Raw genomic sequence first — 26,488 nt, 5'->3', positions numbered from 1 at the left:
CTCGCAGGTCTGAAAGGCCTGCGAGTATAACAGAGCTGAATACACAGCGTCAGACCGGAAGACGGAATCTGGCAACGGCCTGCATTAACTGATGGGAATCATTATGCAGTTGCAGGGACGATTCAGATGCAGCATTCACCAGTTCACTGGTTTGCATGGCAGCACGGTTAAGCGACTGCAACTGGTTGGTCAACTGATGAATACTGCTCCCCTGATTGAGGGTCGCACCTGAAATATCATTCAGTAAATCCCCCAGGTTTTCCACTAATGAGATAACCTGATGTAAATTCTCATCCAGCACGTTAACCGCATTGAACCCCTCTTCAATCCCCAGTAAGGAATGATGAATCAACGCCTGAATATTCTGCGTAGACTGGCTACTTTTTTGCGCCAACAATCCAACCTCTTTTGCAACTACCGCAAACCCACGCCCTTGCTCCCCGGCGTGCGCCGCTTCAATGGCCGCATTTAACGCCAGAATTTTCGTCTGAAAAGCGATAGTGTCGATAAGCGTTATAATTCCACGCATTTCTGATGACCGGCCCACAATAGCCTGCATTGACTGGTTTACCGTTGCCATCATGCGATCGCCACCAGCAGCGATATCCCGAGCCTGCACAGCACGCTGATTAGCCAGTTGGGCAAAACCACTGTTATCTTCCACATGCGTTTCCAGAAACGAAATATGCGAAGTGACGGAATTCAGTTCCTCACTTTGTTTTGCCGACTGCTGATACAACTGCTTATTACTTTGCGCAAGTTGGCTGATATTCCCCACCATTGATGTTGTGGCATCATTAACTTGCTGCACCAACACACGCAATCCCTGCTGCATTGCATCAATTCGTGAGCTTAGCTGTGAAACCTCACGATTAAACTGACTCACAACTGGCGTCGGCCGGGAAAGATCGCCCGCCGCCAGAATATCAATATGATCTATTAGCCGCCGCAAAGGAGTGATAACCCAGCGGGACATTCCCCACCAGACCTGAATCGCAATGACTACCAGCACGACAGGGATAAATAAAAAAAGATGCTGCAACCCTTCGAGACTGGTCAGAAGTTGCTGCCGCCCGGCTTCAACTCGCCGTCCGCCATCTTTCTGAAAGCGTGCATAGTTTTCGTTAAAATCCGTCTGAAACGCCTGAACAGGAACGGCAAAAAACGCATCAATAGAATTGGTTTGCATCAGTCCATCCGCCTGTTCCTGAATTCCGCTATAAAAGCGCTGATAACTCGTCATCAGTTCAGGATCCTGATGAGGGTTCAGGCTGATCCAGGAATCCCAGGCATTTTTTGACTGCGTCAGTGCGCGATACGCCTCCTCCATTAGCGGGCGCCAACTCCCCTCCGAACCAGTAGCGGCGTCCTGCATAAAATAGACCCCGGCACGGTTAAGCAAATCGCTGGCGGACAATAGCGCAACCCTCGCCTCATCGACCTTCGCCTGCTGCAAAAGCGCTAATTGATTACGTTGCTCATTATGTTGAGCATCAGTGACAGAATCGGAAAGCATTAACGAAGTCGCCACCTGCAAAACAGAGAACAGCGTAATAATGCAGAAAATACCGGTTAACAGACCAAACTGACGGGAAGCAAGGCGACGAAAAATTTGCATTAAGTTCATAATACTCTTCTGTATCAAAGCGTTAAACGCGAGTGTACGCAGAGTAAATGACAGAAACATGGCAGAAATAAGACAGGTGCCCCCTTAGAGGCACCAGTAAGATCAGATACGGTTTTTCCAGACGGTCTGCACATTACAAAACTCATGCAGACCAAAATGCGAAAGCTCGCGACCAAAGCCACTTTTCTTCACGCCACCAAAAGCGACGCGTGCATCACTCGCACTAAAGCCATTGATAAACACACCGCCACACTCCAGACGTGAGGCCATTTCCTGAGCCAGCGCCTCATCAGCGGTGAAAAGTGTTGCCGACAAACCAAAATCACTGTCATTGGCGAGCGCTAACGCATGCTCAGCATTTTTCGCCACGGTGATCGCCGCGACCGGACCAAACAGCTCCTGACGGAAAGCCGTCATTTCAGGGGTCACATCGCCCAGTACCGTCACAGCATAATAGTTACCCTTGCCGGCAATTTTTTCCCCACCCAGTAGCAATCGTGCCCCTTGCGCCAGCGAGGCTTCTACCTGCTGATGCAGTTCATCACGCAGATCAAAACGAGCCATCGGTCCGAGTTCATTCTCTTCATTCAACGGAGAACCCATCTTTAACGCACTGGCAGCCGCCACAAAACGTTCAGTAAATTCTGCTGCAATCCCTTCTTCAACGATAAAGCGCTTTGCCGCAGCACAAACCTGTCCGGTATTCTGATAACGCCCTGCTACAGCGGCCTTAACAGCCAGATCCAGATCGGCATCATTGAGGACAATAAACGGATCGGAACCGCCAAGCTCCAGCACGCATTTCTTGAGCGCCGCTCCGGCCTGAGCGCCTATCGCCGCGCCAGCACGCACACTGCCGGTCACCGTTACCGCCGCAATACGTGGGTCATTGATCATTTGGCTGACCCCGGCATTATCTGCATTAACCCAGTTATAGACGCCAACAGGTATTGCGGCATCAGCAAACACCTGCGCGATTATCTCCGCACATCCGGTCACGTTAGGCGCATGCTTTAACAAATAGCCATTCCCGGCCAGCAAAACTGGCACTGCACCACGCATGACCTGCCAGAGTGGGAAGTTCCACGGCATTACCGCCAGAATTGTGCCCAAAGGGCGATACTCAATCACCGCCTGCTGATTCTCAACCAGCGTTGGTTCCGGGTTAAGCATCGCCGGACCATGTTCTGCATACCAGTCGCATAAGGCGGCGGACTTCGCAACTTCAGCACGAGCCTGTCTGAGTGGCTTGCCCATTTCACGCGAAATGCACTGAGCCATTTCTTCTGCACGCAGGCGAAGTGCCTGTCCGACATTACGTAGCATCTGCGCCCGATACGCAACGGTCGTAAGTTTCCATTCATTGAATCCACGTGCTGCAAGGTCTAGTGCATGTGCAATCTCATCAGCACTGGCCCACGGCATCGCCGTTAATATTTCGCCATTGGAGGGATCGACGGAAATAGCATGTGTTGCTGCTGTGATGGTCATAGGTCTTACTCTCTTTATCGCAGGATATGGTTATATCATGAGCGTATTTACTCTTTATGAAAAATGAATAATATTAACCACACCATTCACGAATAGAGAAAAACAATGGATCTGACGCAACTGGAAATGTTCAATGCTGTTGCAGAGACCGGCAGCATTACGCAGGCGGCCGCAAAGGTACACCGTGTGCCATCCAATCTCACTACGCGTATTCGCCAGCTTGAAGCCGATCTGGGCGTCGATCTGTTTATTCGTGAAAACCAGCGTCTCAGGCTTTCCCCCTCCGGGCATAACTTTCTACGCTACAGCCAGCGGATCCTGGCATTAGTGCAAGAAGCGAGAATGGTTGTCGCCGGGGATGAACCGCAAGGACTGTTCTCTCTCGGATCGCTTGAAAGTACAGCGGCGGTCCGCATCCCTGCAACACTGGCGGAATATAATCAACGCTACCCCAAAATCCAGTTTGCGCTGGCAACAGGCCCCTCAGGCACCATGCTGGACGGTGTACTGGAAGGTACGCTGAATGCCGCATTTGTTGACGGTCCGATTACTCACCCAGGGCTTGAAGGAATGCCGGTATACCGTGAGGAGATGATGATTGTCACCCCCCACGGACACGCCCCGATCCATCGGGCCAGCGACGTCAATGGTTGCAGTATTTACGCCTTTCGCGCTAATTGCTCATACCGCCGCCATTTTGAAAGCTGGTTTCATGCCGATCGCGCAATGCCTGGCACAATCCATGAAATGGAGTCGTATCATGGCATGCTCGCCTGCGTCATCGCCGGAGCCGGAATTGCGCTAATACCGCGTTCAATGCTGGAAAGCATGCCGGGGCATCATCAGGTTAATGCCTGGCCGCTTAGTGAAAACTGGCGTTGGCTGAATACCTGGCTGGTCTGGCGTCGTGGGGGTATGACGCGGCAACTGGAGGCGTTCATTGAAGTACTGACCCCTCAACTCTCACAAAACTCAGATTAACCGACGTCAGTCAGATGGCGATGACAAGGAAGCGATTCTCACTCCACTTATCGTGTGAATCCGCCATAACTGTCGTCAGACTGGTCATATGTGCAACACCGAATAAGTGACAATGTCACTTATTATGGCTTTATGATTAGACCTCATCTCTTCTTCTGTTCGTATTACAACGTGACCAGCCTGTAACATACGGGCAAAAAACGAGATCTGAATCACGAAATGTTTGTATTTTAGCCAGTAAACGTTTTAAGATCATGGCCTCACCTTTTCGCAACTAACCCGACTAATTTATATGACAACAAACACTGTTTCCCGCAAGGTCGCGTGGCTACGGGTAGTTACGCTTGCAATTGCCGCTTTTATTTTTAATACCACTGAGTTCGTCCCCGTTGGTTTGCTGTCAGACATCGCGCAAAGTTTTGGTATGCAGACCGCTCAGGTCGGGATCATGTTGACAATCTATGCCTGGGTTGTCGCACTGATGTCGCTGCCTTTTATGCTGCTCACCAGCCAGGTCGAACGGCGCAAACTTCTTATTTGCCTTTTCATTCTGTTCATCGCCAGTCATGTGCTCTCTTTTCTGGCGTGGAATTTTACTGTGCTGGTTATTAGCCGTATTGGTATTGCTTTTGCGCACGCCATTTTCTGGTCAATTACCGCGTCGCTGGCCATCCGGCTGGCACCTGCCGGTAAACGTGCGCAGGCTTTGAGCCTGATTGCCACCGGGACCGCACTGGCGATGGTGTTAGGTCTGCCGATCGGGCGTATCGTCGGTCAGTATTTTGGCTGGCGCACCACCTTCTTCGCTATCGGTATGGGCGCACTTGTTACCCTGGTCTGTCTGGTTAAACTGCTACCAAAACTGCCCAGCGAACATTCCGGTTCTTTAAAAAGTCTTCCACTGTTGTTCCGTCGTCCGGCACTGATGAGCCTCTATCTGTTGACGGTTATTGTAGTCACCGCGCACTACACCGCTTACAGCTATATAGAGCCTTTCGTTCAGACCGTCGCCGGACTAAGCGCAAACTTCGCTACCGTGCTACTGCTGATTCTGGGCGGGGCTGGCATTATCGGCAGCATTATCTTTGGCAAACTGGGGAATCAATACTCCTCCGCGCTGATAGGTAGTGCCATCGCATTGTTGACGGTGTGCCTGGTACTGTTGCTTCCTGCCGCCGACAGCGAAATGCACCTTGCCATACTGAGTATTTTCTGGGGTATTGCCATTATGGTGATAGGTCTGGGGATGCAGGTGAAAGTGCTGGCGCTGGCACCGGATGCCACCGATGTTGCCATGGCGCTGTTCTCCGGTATTTTTAATATTGGTATTGGCGCAGGAGCGCTGGTGGGAAATCAGGTGAGCCTGCACTGGTCAATGTCTACGATTGGCTACGTAGGTGCCCTGCCTGCCGTTATTGCACTGATATGGGCGGTGATTATATTTCGCAAATGGCCAGTTACGCTGGAAGAACAACCTCAGCAGTAGTGAAAACCAGGCCCGACAGGAATATCGGGCCTGTTGTTTAATGGTAGGTTTGAATAATTTCCAACACACCGTTAATAATAAACTGCACGCCCATACACACCAGCAAAAAGCCCATCAGACGGGAAATGGCCTCAATACCACCTTTCCCAACAAGGCGCATGATGCCGCCAGAACTGCGCAGACACCCCCAGAGAATAATCCCGACAACCGCGAATATAATCGGCGGTGCAATCATGATCACCCAGTCAGGAAATTCAGAACCGTGACGCACGGCAGAGGCCGAACTGATGATCATTGCAATTGTACCCGGCCCGGCAGTGCTTGGCATCGCCAGCGGGACAAATGCAATGTTGGCAGTTGGTTCATCCTCCAGTTCTTCTGACTTACTTCTCGCTTCCGGGGAGTCATGCGCCTTCTGTTGCGGAAACAGCATTCTGAAGCCGATAAACGCAACGATTAACCCACCCGCAATACGTAATCCGGGAATCGAAATCCCGAAGGTATTCATTACCACCTGCCCGGCATAGTACGCCACCATCATGATGGCAAACACGTAGACAGACGCCATTAAAGACTGACGATTACGCTCCGCGCTGTTCATGTTGCCGGCAAGGCCAAGGAACAACGCCACGGTGGTTAACGGGTTTGCCAACGGTAACAGGACCACCAGCCCCAGTCCTATTGCTTTAAACAAGTCCATCATAAGATCATCTTTCCTGTGCGTTATTCGTCAACGGCAAGTATAAGGTGAAACACCAGGGATAAGCCATTTAAGCGATGTAAGGATTCATTTTGCGTCTTTACGCATAAGCCATAATTATCAGAATGTTAAAAATAAGCACACTGCAAGCGACACCCACGACTTTAGCAAAACGTGGCATTCGCTGATCCATTCATTTGACTTATATTTGCCTAAGCAATAATATCAGCCGTGACTAACTACTTGCCAGGGCAACCATTGTGAAAAACACCAGTGATCTGTTCAACGAAATCATCCCACTGGGTCGTTTGATCTACATGGTTAATCAGAAAAAAGATCGTTTGTTAAACGACTATCTGTCACCGCTGGATATCACTGCATCGCAGTTTAAGGTGCTCTGCTCCATCCGATGCGCGGTGTGCATTACCCCTGTCGAATTGAAAAAAGTGCTGTCTGTCGACCTTGGCGCCTTAACGCGGATGCTCGACAGGCTGGCCTGTAAGGGCTGGATCGAAAGGCTTCCAAATCCACATGACAAGCGAGGCGTGCTGGTGAAACTCACCGAGCATGGCGCGGCAATTTGCGAGCAGTGTCATCAATTAGTAGGGCAAGACCTGCACCAGGAACTAACAAAAAACTTAACGGCGGACGAAGTAACAACGCTTGAGCATTTGCTTAAGAAAATCCTGCCGTAAACAGAAAGAGGTATGACGATGTCCAGACGCAATACTGACACAATCACTATTCATAGCATTTTGGACTGGATCGAAAATAACCTTGAATCGCCGCTCTCGCTGGAAAAAGTGTCTGAGCGTTCGGGTTACTCCAAATGGCACCTGCAACGGATGTTTAAAAAAGAGACTGGCCATTCATTAGGTCAATACATTCGCAGCCGTAAAATGACTGAAATAGCGCAAAAATTAAAAGAAAGTAACGAACCGATCCTTTACCTGGCTGAGCGTTACGGCTTTGAGTCCCAACAAACGCTGACCCGGACATTTAAAAACTATTTTGATGTCCCGCCGCATAAATACCGAATGACCAATATGCACGGCGAATCCCGGTATTTGCATCCACTTAATCAATGTAATTGCTAATCGCCTGTAAAACGACGTAACCGAGGAAATCATGAAACTTCTGTCATCTGCAATGCTGGCCCTGCTGCTTGTTGTTTCGGGCCAGAGCATGGCGGAACAAACTGCGCAGCCTACGCTACAAAATAATCGTGACGCGATGATTATGCCCCCTGCGCAGGAACAGTCCCCATTCGATTTCAACCATATGGGGGCCGGAAGCGATAAGTCCGACGAATTGGGCGTGCCTTACTACAATATGCGCAGCCTGTAATTCGTTTTGCCCCGCCACCGCGGGGCTTTTTTTAGCCCCTCATCTGCACAATCTTGCGCAAACGAAAGCCGAACACGTTGATATACAGCCCCGCCATAATCAACAACGCGCCAATAAGCTGCAACCCGCTTAGCGTTTCATCAAGCAGCACAGCCGCGCTCGCCAGACCAACCACCGGAACCAGCAACGACAGCGGTGCGACACGCCAGGTCTCATAACGTCCCAGTAGCGATCCCCAAATCCCATAACCCACAATAGTCGCCACAAAGGCCAGATAGACCAGCGAGAGAATTGTCGTCATATCAATCGTGACGAGGCTGTGGACGATTTGATCAGCCCCATCAAGGAACAACGATGCCAGAAAGAACGGGATAACGGGAATCAACGCACTCCACACTACCAGCGACATCACGGCCGGACGCGAAGTATGCTGCATGATCTTCTTATTGAAAATATTACCGCAGGCCCAACTCAGCGCCGCCGCCAGCGTCAGCATAAAACCAAGCATTGCCACATGTTGTCCATTCAGGCTGGCTTCTATCAAAACCAGAACACCAAATACTGCCAGCGCGATCCCAACCAGTTGTTTACCCTGTAAACGCTCACCAAAGGCGAATGCCCCGAGCACAATAGTAAAAAAAGCCTGAGCCTGTAATACCAGCGACGCCAGTCCCGCGGGCATGCCAAATTTAATGGCGCTAAAGAGAAACGCAAACTGCCCAAAGCTGATGGTCAGGCCATAACCGAACAGCAATGAAAGTGGGATTTTGGGGCGCGACACAAAGAAAATAGCCGGAAACGCCACCAGCAAGAAACGCAGCCCAGCCAACATCAACGGCGGCATATTGTGCAGACCAACCTTGATGACGACAAAATTCAGTCCCCACACGACGACGACCAGTAACGCCAACAACCCGTCTTTACGCGACATTCTACCGCCCCTGGAATTATTAAATTTTTGTAAACAAGTTAAAGTAACGGAAATCTTTGTACCGTAACAGATCATTAATTCAGGTAGGCCATACAGCGCATTTTCAGACAACTTATTGAGTGTACATCACACTTTTGACATGCTATTTCTTTCCGATATCTAAAAAAAACATAACAACATGCACTGTCGGGCAGGAAAATGAATACCACCTTGAGAAGGTCCACCCTCGCTTTACTCGCCTCATCTTTATTACTAACCATTGGACGCGGCGCCACACTGCCGTTTATGACTATCTACCTCAACCGTCAATACGGACTGAGCGTCGATCTGATTGGCTACGCCATGACGGTCGCACTGACAATAGGTGTCATTTTCAGCCTGGGGTTCGGTATTCTGGCAGATAAGTTCGATAAAAAACGTTATATGCTGCTGGCAATTACCGGCTTTGCATCCGGCTTTATTGCGATTCCTCTGGTACATAACGTGGTGGTGGTAGTTCTGCTTTTTGCGCTGATCAACTGCGCTTACTCAGTCTTCGCCACGGTGCTGAAAGCCTGGTTTGCCGATAATCTCTCTGCCACCAATAAGACCAAAATTTTTTCGCTCAACTACACCGTACTTAACATTGGCTGGACGGTGGGTCCACCGCTCGGTACGTTGCTGGTGATGCAAAGTATTAATTTGCCCTTCTGGCTGGCGGCGCTTTGCTCGGCCTTTCCGCTGGTGTTTATCCAGACCTGGGTGAAGCGTTCAGAAACGACATCAGAAGGTGTGAATGCATCAGTATGGTCTCCGTCGGTTTTGCTGCGTGATAGAGCATTATGTTGGTTTACGCTGTCTGCTTTTCTGGCCTCATTTGTCGGCGGCGCATTTGCGTCCTGTATTTCTCAGTACGTTATGGTTGTCGCAGACGGTAATTTTGCCGAAAAAGTGGTCGCTGTCGTCCTACCCGTCAACGCAGCGATGGTAGTGACATTGCAATATGCCGTCGGGCGCCGACTCACTGCCGCCAATATTCGACCACTGATGGCCGGAGGGACACTCTTCTTCGTTTTGGGGCTGGTCGGATTTATTTTCTCAGGCAACAGCTTGCTACTTTGGGGGATATCCGCAGCATTCTTCACAATTGGCGAGATTATTTACGCTCCCGGTGAATACATGCTCATCGACAACATTGCACCGGCGGGTATGAAAGCGAGTTATTTCTCCGCCCAGTCACTGGGCTGGCTTGGCGCAGCGGTAAACCCGTTAGTCAGTGGCGTTATTTTGACGACGTTGCCATCCTGGTCACTGTTTGTGGTGCTTATTATCGCCATCGTCCTTGCCTGGGCACTGATGCTAAAAGGGATGCGCGCCAAGCCCTGGGGTCAGCCAGCGGTCTGCTGATCATGCAGCTACAGAGCCCGGGCGGCTCTGTAGCCTCACTACTCAGATAGCCACCAGCCCACGCACCCCCTCTGCTTGCATATTTTCTCCCAATCCACTTTGAATAATACTTCCGCGCGACATCAACAAATATCGGTCGGCAAGTTGTTCGGCAAAGTCATAAAATTGTTCCACCAGCAAAATCGCCATATCACCACGATGTGCCAGTTGAGAGATAACCTGGCCAATTTCTTTAATGACTGAAGGCTGGATCCCCTCGGTCGGCTCATCGAGTATCAATAGCTGTGGACGACTCGCCAGTGCCCGACCAATCGCTAACTGTTGCTGTTGCCCGCCAGACAGATCGCCGCCCCGGCGGTGTTTCATCTCTTTCAGGACCGGAAAGAGCGCATAGATTTCATCCGGAACAGACTTTGCCTGATGCGCAGGAAACCGGGACAATCCGAGCAGCAGGTTCTCTTCCACCGTCAGACGAGGAAATATTTCCCTCCCTTGCGGTACATATGCCACGCCAGCCTGAACGCGCTGGTGCGGCTTTCGCTGCGTGATATTCTTCTCCTGCCAGATTACACTTCCGGTGCGGGTCGGAATGAGCCCCATCAGGCACTTCAGCAGCGTCGTTTTTCCAACACCATTACGCCCCAGCAGACATGTTACCTCGCCGATATGCGCTTCAAAGCTCACGCCGCGTAGAATATGACTACCGCCATAATATTGATTCAGTTCGTTCACCTGTAGCATCAGAACCTCCTATCGCCCGAGATAGACTTCAATAACCTGCTCATTGGCCTGCACTTCACGCAGACTGCCCTCGGCCAGAACACGCCCCTGATGCAAAACAGTGACATGGTCAGCGATGGTTTCAACGAAACCCATATCATGCTCAACGACCATTAGAGAGTGTTTACCGGCAAGTGTCCGAAACAGCTCTGCGGTGTATTCCGTTTCTGCATCGGTCATCCCTGCTGCTGGCTCATCCAGCAACAACAAATGCGGCTCCTGCACCAGCAGCATGCCGATCTCCAGAAACTGTTTTTGTCCATGAGAAAGCAGTCCGGCGCGACGACTACGATCGTTAGCCAGCCGCAGTAGCCCTAACATGTCATGAATACGATCCCGCTGTTCCCCCGAAAGACAAGCCCGTAAGGAACCCCACACGGATTTATCATTTTTCATTGCCAGCTCAAGATTCTCTTCCACTGTCAGAGCTTCAAATACCGTAGGCTTCTGAAATTTACGCCCAATCCCCTGACGGGCAATAGCGACCGAATCAAGCGCGGTTAAATCTGTCGATTGGTCATAAATCGCACGTCCACTCTGCGGCCTTGTTTTGCCGGTAATGACATCCATCAATGTCGTTTTTCCTGCACCGTTAGGGCCAATAATGCAACGTAACTCCCCTACACCAATGTTGAGTGTTAAATCTGTTAGCGCCTGGAAACCATCAAAGTTAACGTTGATTTTTTCCAGTTGCAGTACCGGGTCAGTTTGATTACGAAAGCGGTCGCCGGGCATCTGACGAGTAAAAAGTCCTTCATCTGGCAGCATTATTTATCTCCCTTACGAAACAAGCCGATCACCCCACGAGGTAAAAACAGCGTTACGCCAATAAATATCAGGCCGAGAAACAGCTGCCAGTACTCCGGCATAATGACGGTAAACCAGCTTTTAGCACCGTTGACCAGCAGTGCGCCAAATACCGGACCAATTAGCGTGCCACGCCCACCCAACGCAACCCAAATGGCCGCTTCGATTGAGTTGGTTGGCGACATTTCACTGGGATTAATAATGCCTACCTGTGGGACATACAGTGCCCCTGCCAGCCCACATAGCACCGCAGAAAGTGTCCACACCAACAGCTTGAATCCTTTCGGGTCATAACCGCAAAACGTCAGACGGTTTTCAGCGTCACGTACAGCAGTCAAAATACGGCCAAACTTACTGCGGGCAAGCGCCAGTCCCAGCCACAGCGCCAGAACCAACAGCATTACGGTCGCTAAAAATAAGGCGACACGAGTTGAGGTTGCGGTAATGGGAAACCCCAGAATCGTCGTGAATCCGGTAAAACCATTGTTGCCGCCAAACCCGGTTTCATTGCGAAAAAACAACAGCATCCCGGCAAAAGTCAGCGCCTGGGTCATGATGGAAAAATAGACGCCTTTGATTTTTGACCGGAAAGCAAAATAGCCAAATACCAGCGCCAGCAGACCGGGAACCAGAACGACCAACAGCATTGCCCAGATAAAATGTTGCGTTCCCCACCAGAACCAGGGCAGTTCGCTCCATGACAGGAAAGACATAAATGCGGGCAATTCTTCGCCAGACGCCTGACGCATCAGATACATCCCCATTGCATAACCCCCCAGCGCGAAGAAAATCCCATGTCCGAGAGAAAGCATTCCGGCGTATCCCCATACCAGATCCAGCGCAACCGCAACAATGGCATAACAGAGGATTTTTCCAACCAGGGTCAACGTCCAGACGGATATTGCCAGCGGATGCTCTGCAGGCAGGAGCGCAAGAAACGGCAATATAATCAGCGCGAGCAACAAACTCAGCCCCAGTATCCGCATTGTACGCGGCGCTTTACGCGCCAGCGTTAATGTCATTGGCATCGTCATCAGTCAATAACCCTCCCTTTCAGCGCGAACAATCCCTGGGGGCGTTTCTGAATAAACAGAATGATTAGCACCAGGATCATAATTTTGCCGAGTACAGCGCCAACCTGCGGTTCAAGTATTTTATTGAAGATCCCAAGGCCAAACGCGGCAGCCACACTGCCTGCAAGTTGCCCAACGCCGCCGAGCACTACCACCAGAAACGAATCGATAATGTAACCCTGTCCCAGTTCAGGTCCGACGTTGCTTAGCTGCGACAACGCCACACCACCCAGTCCGGCAATTCCGGATCCCAGGCCAAAAGCCAGCATATCCACACGCCCGGTAGGCACACCGCAACAGGCCGCCATACTGCGATTTTGCGTTACCGCACGCACGTGCATTCCCAGACGAGTTTTATTCAGCAACAGCCAGGTAAAGAACAGAACCAGAATGGCAAAACCAAGTACCACGAGCCGGTTCCACGGCAAAATCAGGTTGGCATAGACCTGGATGCCACCCGATAGCCATACCGGGTTAGCAACCTCCAGGTTCTGTGCCCCAAAGGTCATGCGCACCAACTGGATAAGCATCAGACTGATCCCCCAGGTCGCCAACAGCGTTTCAAGAGGGCGTCCGTATAGATGACGAATAACGCCGCGTTCGAGAATCATCCCTATCCCCGCGGTAAGAAGAAAAGCAACCGGCAGTGCGACAATCGGGTAAAAGGACAACCACTGTGGAGTAAAGTGGATCATCAGTTGTTGCACCATCCAGGTACAGTAGGCCCCAAGCATCAGCATTTCACCATGTGCCATATTGATGACGCCGAGTAACCCGTAAGTAATTGCCAATCCCAGAGCTGCCAGCAGCAAAATTGACCCCAGTGATAACCCCATAAACGCCTGCCCAAGAAGATCGCTAATCATCATGCGATGGCCGATGGAATTCAGGCTCTCGCTTGCTGCCGCGCGTACGCTGGCATCAGGTTCATATTCAATCTGGGTAAAGGGTTGTAACCGCGCCTGAGTTTCAGGATCATTTGACTCAGCCAACAGTTTGATCGCCTGGCGTCTGACCTGCGGCAACGTGCTGTTGAGTTGCAGATTTGCCAGTGCAATGGAGAGCTGTGACTTCACGCCTGCATCAGTCTCCTGCGCCAGCCTTTGTTGCAGAAACGGCAACATGGCAGGAAGTGCTTCCCGTTGCAATGTCCTTGCAGCGGCAACTCTTTCAGTGACACTGTCACTCAGAAGTTGATGTATCGCCAACGTCCCGGCGACCAGATTACGTAGTCGGTTAGTCAGACGGATTTTTGTTAACTCCCCGGATGGACTGGTCACTGCGCCAAGCGGTTGCACCAGGGTGCCATTCATTGTAAACGCATTCTTTGCGCTGTCGGTCAGCAGACTTTCGCTCCCCAATGCATACAGCACAGGTAAACGTTGCGCCTCAGGGTTGAGCGACCATTGTTCCAGTAAGGCGGCCTGTTGAGTACGGCTGGCTGCGGTAAAGATATCGGCATCTGTTGCCTGTGCTATCCACGGCAAAAGCCACGTCAGCAGCAACACGCCACGAATTAAGCGCATGGCTTTCATGATAGCGTTCTCCAAAATTGCGCCCTCCCGCAGGAGGGCAAAAGATCAGTTGCTGGCAGTTTTGACGGGCTGTTCTGACTTTTTATCATTGCCGCTGATATACGGACTCCACGGCTGAGCGCGGACTGGGGCATCGGTCTGCCATACCACGTTGAACTGGCCGTTACTTTCAATTTCACCAATCATGACCGGTTTATGCAGGTGATGGTTGGTTGAATCCATCGTCAGGGTAAAACCTGAAGGTGCAGCGAAAGATTGCCCTGCCATCGCAGTACGTACTTTATCCACATCGGTGGTGCCGGCTTTTTCCACCGCCTGCGCCCACATATGCAGGCCGACGTAGGTCGCCTCCATCGGATCGTTTGTCACTACAGAATTCGCATTCGGCAGCTTATGCGCTTTGGCATAGGCCCGATAATCAGCAACAAACTTCTGATTAGTTGCATTATCAACGGACTCGAAGTAGTTCCAGGCCGCCAGATTTCCCACCAGTGGTTTGGTATCAATGCCACGTAATTCCTCTTCGCCAACTGAGAATGCCACCACCGGAACATCCGTTGCTTTCAGCCCCTGGTTAGCCAGTTCTTTATAAAACGGAACGTTGGAGTCACCATTAATGGTCGATACCACCGCTGTTTTGCCGCCAGCGGAGAATTTTTTAATACTGGCAACAATTGTCTGATAATCGCTGTGTCCAAACGGGGTATACACTTCTTCAATGTCTTTATCGGCGACGCCCTTCGAATGTAAAAAGGCGCGCAAAATTTTATTAGTTGTACGGGGATAGACATAATCCGTACCAAGCAGGAAGAAACGTCTGGCGCTGCCGCCGTCTTCGCTCATCAGGTACTCAACCGCCGGAATTGCCTGCTGGTTAGGTGCTGCTCCTGTATAAAAGACGTTAGGTGACATCTCCTCACCTTCGTACTGCACTGGATAGAACAGCAAACCGTTTAGCTCTTCGAACACCGGCAGAACCGATTTACGCGACACCGATGTCCAGCAGCCAAAGACCGCCGCCACCTTATCCTGACTCAACAACTGACGGGCCTTTTCGGCAAACAACGGCCAGTTTGAGGCCGGGTCAACCACTACCGGTTCCAGCTTCTTGCCCAACACACCACCACTGGCATTGATTTCATCGATGGTCATTAGAGCCACATCTTTAAGCGGTGTTTCAGAAATTGCCATCGTCCCTGACAATGAATGCATGATGCCAACTTTAATAGTGTCTGCGGCCTGGACGCTAAAACTTAGCCCCATTGCCACAGCAGAGGCCGAAAGAGCAAAAGCTTTTAGTAATGTACGACGCTGCATAATTTCACTCCTGAAAGATGATTTGCGAAAGCTCCGGTGCAGCCGGGCTGACAAAACGGTGCAAATTAAGGGTGTTCAGAAGTAATAAGGCAAAAACGATGCCAGATATTTTAAGCCCATTTAAAATCAATGAATTAGAAACAAATACAGGAATTCAACTGCAACACCTGGGCTCAAATGCCAGGTAAGTTGAACCACCATGAAACAGCGTTGCATTAGAAACGTGCAACACTTTGTATCGATTGCAGCATCACAAACGGGGGTAATGACAGTCGCTTTTTGAGTTCCTGCATTATTCCATCATTATTTTCGTCACTATTATTTATTTTCCTCGACGAAATAGCGTTAAAAACTTACCTTTCTGTCGAAATAATCACATAGTTCAGCCTTTGTTTAAGTTTGAATTGCTACTCTATATCTAAAATAATTTGAGTTGCTGGCAAGCGACAACTGAGCGAAGCCCCAGGTAGCTTGAAGTATGGAGGGTATGGTTATAAACGAGGTGAAATTAAGGTAAGAGAGGAAACTCAAAAAGCAAAGGAGTAATTTAATATGTTAGGTAATATGAATATTTTCATGGCAGTTCTGGGAATTATTTTATTTTCCGGTTTTCTGGCCGCCTATTTTAGTCACAAATGGGATGATTGATGAACGACGATAGTCCTGCACCGAACCGGCCCCTTGTAGCGTAACTGCACAAGGGGCCATTTTTTTACCCGCCACAGTCCAGTAAGAATTTTCCAGCGTAACAGGCAAAAAAAAACCGCCGGACAGACCAGCGGTAAATGCTTGCATGGATAGATTTGTGTTTTGCTTTATACGCTATCAGGCGATTCCCTGCTGAGATAACGGATAGTCGGCTATGCTATCATCGACAACCCCAATGAAAGTTAAACGAAACGAAACTCCCCAGACAAAACTCACTCTCTGACCCGTGGCATCAATCGATCGTTAGTCTCAACCAACCTGATTTGCTGATGTTGATCCATAAACATACAGCGATTCCTGCCAGTCTGCTTCCCTTCATACATCGCACTGTCCGCCCGCCCGAGAGCGATATCCAGCGTTTCCCCCTGGTGCACACGGGAGATACCTGCAGTCACAGTGATGCTCAGTTCGCCGTCAGGATATGAGATTTTTTTACCGCCAATTAAATGGCAAATACGTAATCCCGCCTGGCACGCTTGCTCATCAGTCTTCGTCCTGATAAGGATAATGAACTCTTCACCACCATAGCGATACGCGGTTTCATCATGACGTGTCCATACTTGTAGATTTGCAGCCAGACTACGCAACACCATGTCGCCAACCAGATGACCATAAGTATCATTAACATATTTAAAACGGTCGATATCCAGCAATACGATGTACAAATTAAGTGGCTCAGCATCGAGCAACTGGCGGTCAAAAGTCTCATCAAGCATCCTTCTGCCGGGCAACCCGGTTAACACATCGATATTGCTACGAATATTGAGTAAATATATTTTATAGTCCATTACCGCAGACGTAAACGACAATAGCGCGTCCTGAAAGCTATCAAAATGCCATGAATGACTACGCTCTGCGACTATCGCCAATAGTAACTCTTTACCTAACGAGTGCATTTTTTCATGCGCGGATGTAATCCCGGCAATATAACTACAATCTCCATTATTTTGCGGCGCAGAATTATTTAACCATTGACCAAATTTGCAGGCACAATGCGCGTGAGACCCTGTAATGTCCAACTGCGTGACGTCAGACGATACGACGCAGCGGAACATTTTCACCAACCATTTGTAGTGAGCATCAATTGAATGATTGAGTTCCAGCAAAATTGTATCTATTTCCGGTGTTCTTTTTATCATCTCGACTCCCTTCCCTGTGTGAGCACTTCAACAGAAACAGTTTAACGATAAAAAAGAAAACTTATGTAAACTTATTAATAGTAATTAATATACCACCGTTAAAATTAGCAGTGATACGGGCTGTTATTACGCAGACTGTATCACCCTCACGGCTATGCTTTTCTGAGGCTGGAGACTCTCAATTCCAGTTCTGAAATATCTCCAGATGATAATAGTGGTTGTAACTCTAGCAACCTTTCTTCTGGAATTTGATATAAATCAAGATCCCGTAATCGCTTAATATCATTTTCAGGAAATCGATATTTTATGATTTTTGCAGGATTGCCCCCAACGATTGCGTATGGAGGTACATCTTTGGTAACAACCGAACCAGCGGCCACTACGGCGCCTTCTCCAATGGTGACGCCAGGCATTATCATTGCTCGCATACCTAGCCAGCAACCATCCTGTAGTACGGTATCACCACGAAACTGGTAGGCATCCTTAATAGATTCCATAAAGGGATAAAGACTTATCCAGTCAAGCCGATGTGTACTGTTCCCCCCCATAAGAATAACGCTCTCCGCGCCAATACAGACAAAATTACCGATAATCAGCTTATCCAGATGGCCAAGAGGTTCCCAGCCTCTACTAACCTCATCACCGAACAGATATCGCACAACTGAATGTTCAAATCCTTTATCCCAACAGTCACTGTAATAGCTATGAGTCCCTTTGATACAAATATTTGGGTTAGTCACTGTCTGATGAAGATATTCCATTCTTGACCAATGCTTTCCTGACATTTCCGTCATCCTTTTATACAGCGTTTTTAAAAAACAACGCAATTATGAATGGCCTCATTATATCTGATTGTCATGAGAGAAATCAGATGAGTCATCTGGCGGCTGACGAACCTGAAGCTGGTGGTTATCTGGCACAGAATAAAGTTGGGGGTTCTACTCCAGGTTTATCCGTAACATCAACAATCGCTATGGATTCGTGATATCGTTTTTTGCATAAACTAACAACGGAGACATGTATGCGTGTCGACACAAAAGTAAGGATTTGTTCACTATGTTACCTGGTTTGTGCGTACGCTATCGCAGTTGTAGTCATGGCGTTGTTTGCTGATTTTGTTGTAGCGGGTGTAGCCATTGATCTGTGGAGAGGCGAACTTACTGTCACTGATTACTTTGAGTTACGAAAACTACTTTTGCTCAAACTTTCAGGGCTGGGTGCAATAATCGGCTTTGTGGTATGGTTTTTCTTCTACCGAAAGCAATCTCATCACGATCCGTTAGATAAATATTTCAAATAGACAAGGCTGCTGAAAAAACGCAGCTTTATCCTTCGCCTGTGATTATTGTCATGCAAACATGATCGAGAACGCATTTTCCGGTGATTACCGGGATTAGTGTGTGATCGGTTCCCTGAAGGACATAATCATGAAAAAGTTACTAATATGTTGCTTATTCGGAAATACAGCTAATTCTCTGGCAAAAAAAATGCAGAAAATAGCGAACGCACAAAACCACCAGATGATAATCAGCGCAGTTGGGCTGGATAATTTTGCCAGTGTGGCACCTGCATTCGACTGTTTTCTGGTTGCTCCCCACATCCAGTACAAACTCTCTGAGCTCAAAGCCGTTGTCGGTGACTTACGCCCCATTGCTGTTATAGAAAGTCTTCCGTATGCCTCGCTGGACGGAGAGAAAGTATTAAGCTTTGTACTCGCTCATATGCCTGAGATGATCGATTAAATTGTGCGGTCGACCATACACATCATGTATAGGTAATTTATCAACTTAAGCGCGGCACATTACCTTTATGTACGCCACTACGCCGGAAACACTCACCTCGCCCAGAACATACTGGACGAGGTTCGAGGGAGATTCCTGTAAATAAAAACCGGGGAGAATTCCCCGGTTAGCGCGGCATTAAAAGTTATACTTAATACCCACCATGGCATTGGTGTCACTGTATCCTTTATCGCCCATCTGAGCGCCGACATTGCCCCACAGATTGACCCGAGGGTTAATCTGTCCTTCAACACCCACTTTGACTTCGCCAATGTTGCGGGCGCCAGCCTGGCTGATGTGGACATTATCCATGTTCACGTTATAACTGCGCGTATTATGCAACCAGTTGGCTTCAATGAACGGCTCGAAAGTACGGTCTTTGTTGTCATCCATCGCATGATGGCTCTTCAGGTACGTACGAAGGCCCAGACGGGTTTGTACGTTACCGTCGCCACCGCTGCTAACGCGGGTTCCATTGGCTTCACGATGGTTGTCTGCTTTCACACCCATCCAGGTGGCCTGGGCTTGTGGCTGGATAAACCATTCATTAAGCGTCCCTTTACTGCCAGCAAACTCGCCCAGTTTCTGGGTGTAACCCGTCTCCAGCGAGGCCGTAAAGCCCTTCGATTTGTAAGATTCGCTGGCCAGTTGCTGCCCGTTAACCTGGTTGTTGAACCAGCTGTACTGGAGCCAGCTGTCCACATACAACCCTGCTTTATCCGCATCGCTGGCAAACCAGGTGCCGTAAGCGCCAACGCTGTAACCGTTTATCGAACCTTTTGAATCATAACCCGTGACGGAAGAGCGGGTAGAACTGTGGTTATTACCGTAACCCGCCATCAGACCCAGGTGGCCTCTGTTCAGGCCATCGGTTGACCACTGCGCAACATCGCCACCCAACTGTGCGACATAACTGTTGCTTTGTGTTTTCAACTGACCACTGCCATCACGCCAGTTATTATGGCTACCGACCTGGCGTAGCCACAGACTGGTAACTTTCTTCTCACCAGTCAGAGCATCAACGTACTGCGTTTCCCCCAGACGGTCGTGCAGACGGGTGTTGAATAACGTGTTCGCAGCCGCAATGTTTGCAAGATAGCTACCTGATTCAGGGCGGTTAACATGTGTTTCATCAGAGGGGTCAACCGGCGGTGTTACAGGATCAACGGGAGGGTCAACAGGGTCCACCGGCGGCTCTACGGGATCGACAGGTGGATCCACGGGGTCAACGGGAGGATCAACAGGGTCAACCGGTGGCATTGTGTTGGTTAAATACCAGTTGCTGCTATTGTCGCCGGTACCGCGGACCAGTGAATAGTCATAAGCCCCGGCCACAATACGGCCCTTCTGAGTAAAGATACCGTCAGATTTACCGCCTACGCTGATAATCTCGATGCCATTTAGCGTGTAGTCACCATTACCCCCGGCATTGGTGACGCTAACATCGGTATTACCCGAGGTATTGCCAGTAACCACTAACTTATCAGTTATTGAACTGTCATTGCCCAGCACGGTATTAAGCAGCAGGTGCCCGCCATTTCCCGTGTAGTTGCCATTCACAGTCAGCGTGGTGCCTGCCACCGGCTTATATGCGGCGTCACGGTAACCTATCGTCACCGTGCCGCTGTTGTTCATGGAGCCGGTATGATAGTCGGTGACAGCTGCATTAACGCCATCCTGGCCGAGTGTGATCCAACCACGGTTATCAACGTCGCCGCTGCCCAGGCCATCAGCAGATAACAACGTAATATTCCCGGAGTCATTGGTGGTGTTGGCGGTCATTCCCGCGCCACTACCGCTAATAATCACGCGGGCACCTTTAGTCAGTATCAGTTGCCCATCACCCGTCAAATCACCAGCAATGGTTCTGCCCCCCCAACCGTCTGTCATGGTCAGGGTGCCCTGGTTAAAGTCCAGTACACTGCCGGCTTCTGTCACTATGTTTCGCAAGGACTGAGCATGGCCGTTCATGTCGAACTTGCTGCCGCTGTGAACGGTCAGCAAGTGAGTATCCCCCAGTACATTATCGTTGCCCATTTTCAGGGTACCGGCGACCACATCAGTATTACCTGTGTAGCTGTTAGCATTGTTAGATAAGCTCACGTCGGTGTCGGTGTCGATACGCAAATCCCCGGTACCGGTGATTTTAGCACTGAGATCGGCGGCGTTGCCGGTGTTGCCTTCCGCATTCAGCGTCAGCGAATTGTCGCCCCTATTCACCAGTTCAAGCTCGACTAAGCCATAGTTAACATACAAGCCATCGCTATTATCGCCACTGGTCAGACGGTAATCGTAGATAGCTTCAGCCGCGATATATCCGTTTCTTACAACAGTTGTGGTCACCTTATTTGAGATGACTTTACCGTCCTGGTCGATAAGGGTGAGATTGCCGCCATTCCCGGTGACCTTCCCGTTAGCGCCGATCAGCTCAACCATTGTCCCTGTATTATCCTGCTGAAGCAGCGGTGCAACGGAGTTTGGCGTTTGCGGCTGGTTATCAAAGAATCCATCGTTGGTGATTTTGACCGTCCCACTACCGGTCAAATCGAGTTCATTATTGGTCTCAATAACACGATCGCTGGTGGTAGTACCCGGCGAAACATCGCCAAATACCAGAGTACCGCCTTCAAAAACTAGCCCGCCAATATTTTGTGTTCCGGTACCAACGGTGGTGATATTCCCACTTCCGATATGCAGCGTCGCATTGGTGAGCGCGGTGGTATTGGTACTTTCCAGGGCGAAGTGGTCGTTTTTGAGAGTCACATCCCCGGCAAATTGATCGCCCGCCGCTGCGGTAAAGTTGAAATTTCCATTGTTGTTGTCGGCGATAAGAGCACCATCACCAACCAGTTTGTTATCAAAATCAAATTTGCCTGTGGTTTGCGCGATCAGGGTGGCGCCGTTCGTAATATTGATTTCATCCGTACCGAAATCGTCGTGAGTTGACGATGCGTTTTTATCCGTCGTCACCGTACCGGTGATATTCCCGTTACTCCCCGCGTAAGGCTGGTTCGCACCCACGATGCGCACTTTACCGGAAACGATAGCGTGCTCATCGCCTGAAAGTGAATTTGAGAAAGACGAACCGTCGGTATAGACAATACCACTTACGTCATGGGCGCTTACCCCGCCAGCAATAATCAGTAACGCCGGGGCAATAATTAATGTACTTTTAATTCCGTTATAACTGGTTCCTTTAGAGGAAGAGCTTTTTACCTTCCCTTTTCCTAATTCTGAAACAACAGTCCACGCCATAAGTGAATGGTTCCAGACGATATTATAAATAGTATTCATAAATTTCAGCCATACCCTTCAGGTAGTTAAGATTTTGGTATGAGATTTTTCCCAAACCTATATAAGGTCAAGCTCCGTAGATGATTTCGCCTGCATATGTGCTTAGTTGCATAATGAAAAAGGTAGCGCAGCCACCTTATAGGTAATACTTTCATTTTTTACATTTACAGGAAGGGATACCTTCATAGGTCAGAATTAGAAGTGAATCAGTTAAGCATGCTCATTCCTGCATAGACAGCGGCACATGTTCAGAATGAATAGATTTTTAATCTCCACCTGTAATAATAACCAAGGGGTAGTAACTCAGGACTCTGATATATTTCACACAGAACATTCTTAAATGAAAGTCATTAAACTACAGATAACACTTTCACAACATACAAATGAATATCCTTACATTCTAATTCACGAAAAGTTAGCTAAACACAGGCACAAGTGCAGATTATGGCAAGCCATTTCTTGATTTATCGAATAATAACGCCGCTCCATAATTATTCAAAGTTTAATCGGGATGATAATGACAATTTAGGATCTTTCCATGCAAATGAAGCTTGACTCCTAAAATCACCATTAGCGCGTGGCGTTTTACAAATTAATAATATCCTACCTCTTGCACGCCAATTCAGACAGCGTTTTAACGGGCTATCAGTAATCAATACTTTTGAATCAATAGAATCAAACTATTAATAACTTTCGGATATTCAGCACAGCCAACCTTCAAATGAAACATTTAGTATTACTTTAGTTTTGATATTTGTTTTTTACATTAAAATCAAATAGATATCACAGTATGATTTGTGACACATTAATTTGTTCAAATTGCAATCAACACAATATAACTAATTAAAAATCATAAGGTTATGCAACACTGCTTTTGAAATTAAAACTATTCAATCGTTGTTTTTATGATATTAATTTGCATTATGTGTTTTTTTTGTTTTTTATATGCAGCGAAATTAACGAGAAGCGTGTCATTGTTACGCCCTGCTCAACACTTATTGTTTCATTAGTTATTGTTTGGTAGCAAACCATTTGCAAGAGATATGTGGTGAACTACTTAGCTCTTAAGGAACTCACAAAGTGATACTGTAATTTGGGGGGACTTAGGTAATTTACGACTGTGAGTGCTGTTATGCGCATCATTACTGAAAATTTATATCTTCATATAGGACTATCTTCGTTAGTTAAGAATGCATTCGATGAGAGCAAAACCAAGAGGCTTGTCTTTATAGATATCACATATCTGTCAGAGCTATCGGCTGCTGATTTTGACGGGTTTATTGTTTATATTACACCCAAAAAATATAACATTGGATGGAAGGAGTTGTTTTCAACTGAGGTTAAACAGGGAGAAACCATAGATATGACAATGTCAGTGAAAGACATCAGGAAAAAGATTAATGCCTTAACTTGTGGCAGTAATGATGTTATTAACAGCGTTCAACATCGATATAGGTTATCAGAAAAGGAAGTCGCCACCATTCATGCTCTTGCCTGCGGCATCACTCCCGACACCTGCAGTCTACTTACTGGCAATAGCATTAAAACCATTAGCTCCCATAAAAGGAGTGCAATGACAAAGCTTGGGCTAAAAACCCAACAGGATCTTATTAACACCTTAAATTTATTAATCAAATATATGAAAATCATCCATACGATTGAATAACCAGGCTTATCAGCACCAGGCAACGAACCTCAAATCCGCCCTGTTTATGCCTTCCCGTTCCTTTATCGCCTGATTTGTGCGGCAAACTCTGATGGCCATGTTTTCCTGATGGTCGATTTTGGCTGTTTTATATTCAGTCCCTGCCAGGGACTGAGTAATAAACTGGATGATGCGGCTCGCTAGTACTAATAACGACCGCTCTGTGAATCAGGTGAAGCTTTTGGGAACGAAATCCAGGACAAAACCGGGTTTTACACCCGGTTCTTCACTCTATTTGAACAAGCCTTACGCGCTTAACCCACGATGGGCCAGCATAGGCTCCATACGCGGATCACGACCACACCACTGACGATAAAGTTCAGCGAGATCAGAACTGTTACCACGCGATAAAATCGCCTCACGGAATTTTTGCCCATTCTCGCGGTTTAATCCCCCTTGCTCCACAAACCACTGATAACCATCGTCAGCCAGCATTTGCGTCCACAGATAGGCGTAATAGCCTGCGGCATAACCACCGCCGAAGATATGGGCAAAATAACTGCTGCGATAGCGTGGCGGAACAGCCTCGAGGTTTAACGCCTCCTCTTCCAGCGCCTGTTGCTCAAACTCGTCTACTGATGAAAATGATACGTTCCCGTCCAGACTGTGCCAGTGCATATCCAACAACGCTGCACTCAGCAGCTCAGTCATATCGTAACCCTTGTTAAACAGGCTGGCTCGTCGCATCTTGTCCTGCAACGTCTGGGGCATAGTTTCCCCCGTTTCAACATGGCGAGCAAAACGGGCAAAAACCTGTGGATGACTCGCCCAATGCTCATTAATCTGCGATGGAAACTCAACGAAATCGCGTGGAGTGTTGGTTCCTGACAGCGTTGCATATCGTTGTGTAGCGAACAATCCATGCAGGGTATGCCCAAACTCATGAAACAATGTGATGACATCATCCCACAATAGCAAAGCCGGCTGACCGTTCGCGGGTTTCTGATAGTTGCACACGTTGTAAATCACGGGTCTGGTTTCGTTAAGCACCGATTGCTCAACAAAATTCCCCATCCAGGCACCACCGCTTTTCGTTTCCCGTGCAAAGAAATCACCATAGAACAGTGCCAACCCCACACCGTCGTGATCGAAAATTTCCCACACTCGCACATCAGGGTGATAAACAGGAATGTCAAAACGCTCAATAAATTTAATGCCAAAGAGCTGATTTGCCGTCCAGAACACACCGTCACTGAGCACTGTCTCTAAAGCAAAATAGGGCTTGAGTTGAGCCTCATCAAGCGCATATTTTTCACGGCGTACCTGTTCGGCATAAAAGGCCCAGTCCCAAGCCTGGGCACTAAATCCAGCCTGTTCTTGATTAATCGCTTTCTGAATTTCGTTTTGTTCAGCTAACGCTCTCTGACGCGCTGCCGGAACGATAGCCCGCATAAAAGAAAGCGCCGCCTCCGGAGTTTTTGCCATCTGATCCGCAATTTTCCACGCAGCATAATTCGCGAAGCCAAGTAATTTGGCTTGCTGGGCGCGGATTTCCACAAGCCGACGAATAATTGCGCGGGTATCATTTGCATCGTTTTTTTCAGCTCGAGTCCTGCCGTTGGTAAACAGATTTTCGCGAGTCTGACGATCGCGTAACACAGCAAGCGCAGGTTGTTGGGTGGTATTCAGTAATGGAATAACCCAGTGGGCAGTTAGCCCTCTCTCCTTTGCTGCCTGAGCGGCAATATCCAGCTCATCCGCGCTTAAGCCATCCAGCAGTCGGACATCATCTACCACCAGACCGCCTGATTTATTCGCCGCGAGCAATCGCTGATTAAACTGGCTGGTTAAGGTGGCCGATTCTGTATTGAGTGCTTTCAGGCGAGTTTTATCGGCCTCATTAAGCTGCGCGCCTGCCAGAACAAAACGCTGGTGAACCACTTCCAACAAACGTAATGATTCGCTGTCCAGCTTCAGTGATCCACGTTGTTGCCAGACGGCATCTACACGCGCAAAAAGTGCGCTATCGAGATAAATATCATTCGCCAGCGCTGCAAGCTCGGCGGAAAATTCCTCATCAAGCCGCTGTAGTTCATCGTTCGTGTGCGCCGCGGTCATCGCAAAGAAAACACTGGTAACACGCGTTAACAATGCCCCGCTTTGTTCAAGCGCCAGCAGCGTATTCGCAAAATCAGGAACCTGTGGGTTTTGCGCAATTGCAGCGATTTCAGCTCGTTTTTGCCGCACACCTTCATCAAAAGCGGGACGATAATGACACTCTTTAATTTGATCAAATTGTGGGGCCTGATAAGGCAAGGTGCTGCATTGCAAAAAAGGGTTCGTTAACAACATCTTTCACTCCTGAAAACGATTTGTTTATTAGAGTATGCCTCGCGGGAATCGACCGCAATCTCGTTAAGCAGCAATAGCCCTGAACAGAAATGACGTGCTATGGTAATA

At 48.6% G+C, this 26,488-nt stretch carries 23 protein-coding genes; 10 read left to right on the top strand and 13 right to left on the bottom strand.

What is annotated here, in order from left to right:
- Positions 1-49: 49 nt before the first annotated feature.
- Together LG384_RS11190 and sad are read right to left on the bottom strand one after the other, a co-directional pair.
- Positions 50-1,627 carry a methyl-accepting chemotaxis protein gene (locus tag LG384_RS11190; protein ID WP_225760904.1) on the bottom strand — a complete coding sequence of 526 codons (1,578 nt, stop codon included), beginning with the start codon at positions 1,625-1,627 and terminating at the stop codon, positions 50-52.
- A gap of 102 nt (positions 1,628-1,729) precedes the next feature.
- The gene (gene sad / locus LG384_RS11185) at positions 1,730-3,118 is read right to left on the bottom strand and encodes a succinate-semialdehyde dehydrogenase (protein ID WP_225760903.1); all 1,389 of its coding nucleotides are present in this window, start codon (positions 3,116-3,118) and stop codon (positions 1,730-1,732) included.
- 105 nt (positions 3,119-3,223) lie between these two features.
- Here sad and LG384_RS11180 point away from each other — a divergent pair, with 105 nt between their 5' ends.
- Positions 3,224-4,099 carry a LysR family transcriptional regulator gene (locus tag LG384_RS11180; protein WP_200013210.1) on the top strand — a complete coding sequence of 292 codons (876 nt, stop codon included), beginning with the start codon at positions 3,224-3,226 and terminating at the stop codon, positions 4,097-4,099.
- A gap of 292 nt (positions 4,100-4,391) precedes the next feature.
- A complete protein-coding gene (locus LG384_RS11175; RefSeq protein ID WP_045442742.1) occupies positions 4,392-5,585 on the top strand; it encodes a sugar transporter in 1,194 nt (397 codons plus the stop codon).
- Positions 5,586-5,622: 37 nt separating this feature from the next.
- On the opposite strand, the gene LG384_RS11170 is transcribed toward LG384_RS11175, so the two are convergent.
- The gene (locus LG384_RS11170; protein ID WP_045442735.1) at positions 5,623-6,288 is read right to left on the bottom strand and encodes a MarC family NAAT transporter; all 666 of its coding nucleotides are present in this window, start codon (positions 6,286-6,288) and stop codon (positions 5,623-5,625) included.
- Positions 6,289-6,545: 257 nt separating this feature from the next.
- On the opposite strand from LG384_RS11170, the gene marR reads away from it, so the two are divergent.
- The 3 genes from marR to marB are packed head-to-tail and all read left to right on the top strand — an operon-like array spanning position 6,546 to position 7,632.
- Positions 6,546-6,980 carry a multiple antibiotic resistance transcriptional regulator MarR gene (gene marR / locus LG384_RS11165; RefSeq protein ID WP_045442733.1) on the top strand — a complete coding sequence of 145 codons (435 nt, stop codon included), beginning with the start codon at positions 6,546-6,548 and terminating at the stop codon, positions 6,978-6,980.
- An 18-nt stretch (positions 6,981-6,998) separates the two neighbouring features.
- Positions 6,999-7,382, top strand: coding sequence for an MDR efflux pump AcrAB transcriptional activator MarA (gene marA, locus LG384_RS11160; protein WP_138140554.1), 384 nt, complete (start codon positions 6,999-7,001; stop codon positions 7,380-7,382).
- A gap of 31 nt (positions 7,383-7,413) precedes the next feature.
- Positions 7,414-7,632, top strand: a complete 219-nt coding sequence (gene marB / locus LG384_RS11155) for a multiple antibiotic resistance protein MarB (protein ID WP_045442728.1) — start codon at positions 7,414-7,416, stop codon at positions 7,630-7,632.
- Positions 7,633-7,663: 31 nt separating this feature from the next.
- On the opposite strand, the gene eamA is transcribed toward marB, so the two are convergent.
- On the bottom strand, positions 7,664-8,563 hold the full coding sequence (eamA, locus tag LG384_RS11150) for an O-acetylserine/cysteine exporter (RefSeq protein ID WP_225760902.1): 900 nt from the start codon (positions 8,561-8,563) through the stop codon (positions 7,664-7,666).
- A 198-nt stretch (positions 8,564-8,761) separates the two neighbouring features.
- On the opposite strand from eamA, the gene ydeE reads away from it, so the two are divergent.
- A complete protein-coding gene (gene ydeE / locus LG384_RS11145) occupies positions 8,762-9,949 on the top strand; it encodes an efflux MFS transporter YdeE (RefSeq protein WP_045442723.1) in 1,188 nt (395 codons plus the stop codon).
- A gap of 42 nt (positions 9,950-9,991) precedes the next feature.
- Here ydeE and urtE read toward each other — a convergent pair whose 3' ends face one another.
- Genes urtE through urtA form a run of 5 tightly spaced genes read right to left on the bottom strand, consistent with a single transcriptional unit; the run spans position 9,992 to position 15,461 of the window.
- A complete protein-coding gene (gene urtE, locus LG384_RS11140) occupies positions 9,992-10,690 on the bottom strand; it encodes an urea ABC transporter ATP-binding subunit UrtE (RefSeq protein ID WP_045442720.1) in 699 nt (232 codons plus the stop codon).
- Between the two features lie 9 nt (positions 10,691-10,699).
- Positions 10,700-11,497: an urea ABC transporter ATP-binding protein UrtD gene (gene urtD, locus LG384_RS11135; RefSeq protein ID WP_225760901.1), complete on the bottom strand. Its 798-nt coding sequence runs from the start codon at positions 11,495-11,497 to the stop codon at positions 10,700-10,702.
- Positions 11,497-12,570, bottom strand: a complete 1,074-nt coding sequence (gene urtC, locus LG384_RS11130) for an urea ABC transporter permease subunit UrtC (RefSeq protein WP_225760900.1) — start codon at positions 12,568-12,570, stop codon at positions 11,497-11,499. Before urtC ends, urtD begins: the two co-directional genes overlap by 1 nt.
- The gene (urtB, locus tag LG384_RS11125; protein ID WP_225761300.1) at positions 12,570-14,144 is read right to left on the bottom strand and encodes an urea ABC transporter permease subunit UrtB; all 1,575 of its coding nucleotides are present in this window, start codon (positions 14,142-14,144) and stop codon (positions 12,570-12,572) included. Before urtB ends, urtC begins: the two co-directional genes overlap by 1 nt.
- Before the next feature lie 45 nt (positions 14,145-14,189).
- Positions 14,190-15,461 carry an urea ABC transporter substrate-binding protein gene (urtA, locus tag LG384_RS11120; protein ID WP_225760899.1) on the bottom strand — a complete coding sequence of 424 codons (1,272 nt, stop codon included), beginning with the start codon at positions 15,459-15,461 and terminating at the stop codon, positions 14,190-14,192.
- Between the two features lie 552 nt (positions 15,462-16,013).
- Here urtA and mgtS point away from each other — a divergent pair.
- Positions 16,014-16,109, top strand: coding sequence for a protein MgtS (mgtS, locus tag LG384_RS11115; protein WP_000901362.1), 96 nt, complete (start codon positions 16,014-16,016; stop codon positions 16,107-16,109).
- A 272-nt stretch (positions 16,110-16,381) separates the two neighbouring features.
- Here mgtS and LG384_RS11110 read toward each other — a convergent pair whose 3' ends face one another.
- Together LG384_RS11110 and LG384_RS11105 are read right to left on the bottom strand one after the other, a co-directional pair.
- Positions 16,382-17,308 carry a diguanylate cyclase gene (locus LG384_RS11110; protein ID WP_048221483.1) on the bottom strand — a complete coding sequence of 309 codons (927 nt, stop codon included), beginning with the start codon at positions 17,306-17,308 and terminating at the stop codon, positions 16,382-16,384.
- Positions 17,309-17,460: 152 nt separating this feature from the next.
- Entirely contained in the window at positions 17,461-18,093 is a 633-nt protein-coding gene (locus LG384_RS11105) for a CatB-related O-acetyltransferase (RefSeq protein ID WP_225760898.1), read from the bottom strand.
- Positions 18,094-18,329: 236 nt separating this feature from the next.
- On the opposite strand from LG384_RS11105, the gene LG384_RS11100 reads away from it, so the two are divergent.
- Complete coding sequence (locus LG384_RS11100) at positions 18,330-18,608, top strand: hypothetical protein (protein WP_045442700.1); 279 nt, start codon at positions 18,330-18,332, stop codon at positions 18,606-18,608.
- Positions 18,609-18,735: 127 nt separating this feature from the next.
- A complete protein-coding gene (locus LG384_RS11095; RefSeq protein WP_045442697.1) occupies positions 18,736-19,050 on the top strand; it encodes a PTS sugar transporter subunit IIB in 315 nt (104 codons plus the stop codon).
- 177 nt (positions 19,051-19,227) lie between these two features.
- Here LG384_RS11095 and LG384_RS11090 read toward each other — a convergent pair whose 3' ends face one another.
- Entirely contained in the window at positions 19,228-22,383 is a 3,156-nt protein-coding gene (locus LG384_RS11090; protein ID WP_225760897.1) for an autotransporter outer membrane beta-barrel domain-containing protein, read from the bottom strand.
- A 1,132-nt stretch (positions 22,384-23,515) separates the two neighbouring features.
- Here LG384_RS11090 and LG384_RS11085 point away from each other — a divergent pair.
- The gene (locus LG384_RS11085) at positions 23,516-24,049 is read left to right on the top strand and encodes a LuxR C-terminal-related transcriptional regulator (RefSeq protein ID WP_045442694.1); all 534 of its coding nucleotides are present in this window, start codon (positions 23,516-23,518) and stop codon (positions 24,047-24,049) included.
- 285 nt (positions 24,050-24,334) lie between these two features.
- Here LG384_RS11085 and dcp read toward each other — a convergent pair whose 3' ends face one another.
- Complete coding sequence (gene dcp, locus LG384_RS11080; RefSeq protein ID WP_225761299.1) at positions 24,335-26,377, bottom strand: peptidyl-dipeptidase Dcp; 2,043 nt, start codon at positions 26,375-26,377, stop codon at positions 24,335-24,337.
- Between the last annotated feature and the right edge of the window lie 111 nt (positions 26,378-26,488).

The organism is Citrobacter sp. Marseille-Q3906, from assembly GCF_916618775.1.
Classification (GTDB): domain Bacteria; phylum Pseudomonadota; class Gammaproteobacteria; order Enterobacterales; family Enterobacteriaceae; genus Citrobacter; species Citrobacter murliniae.
The sequence above is the reverse complement of the archived record's forward strand: the minus strand, read 5'-3'. Positions and strand labels throughout refer to the sequence as shown.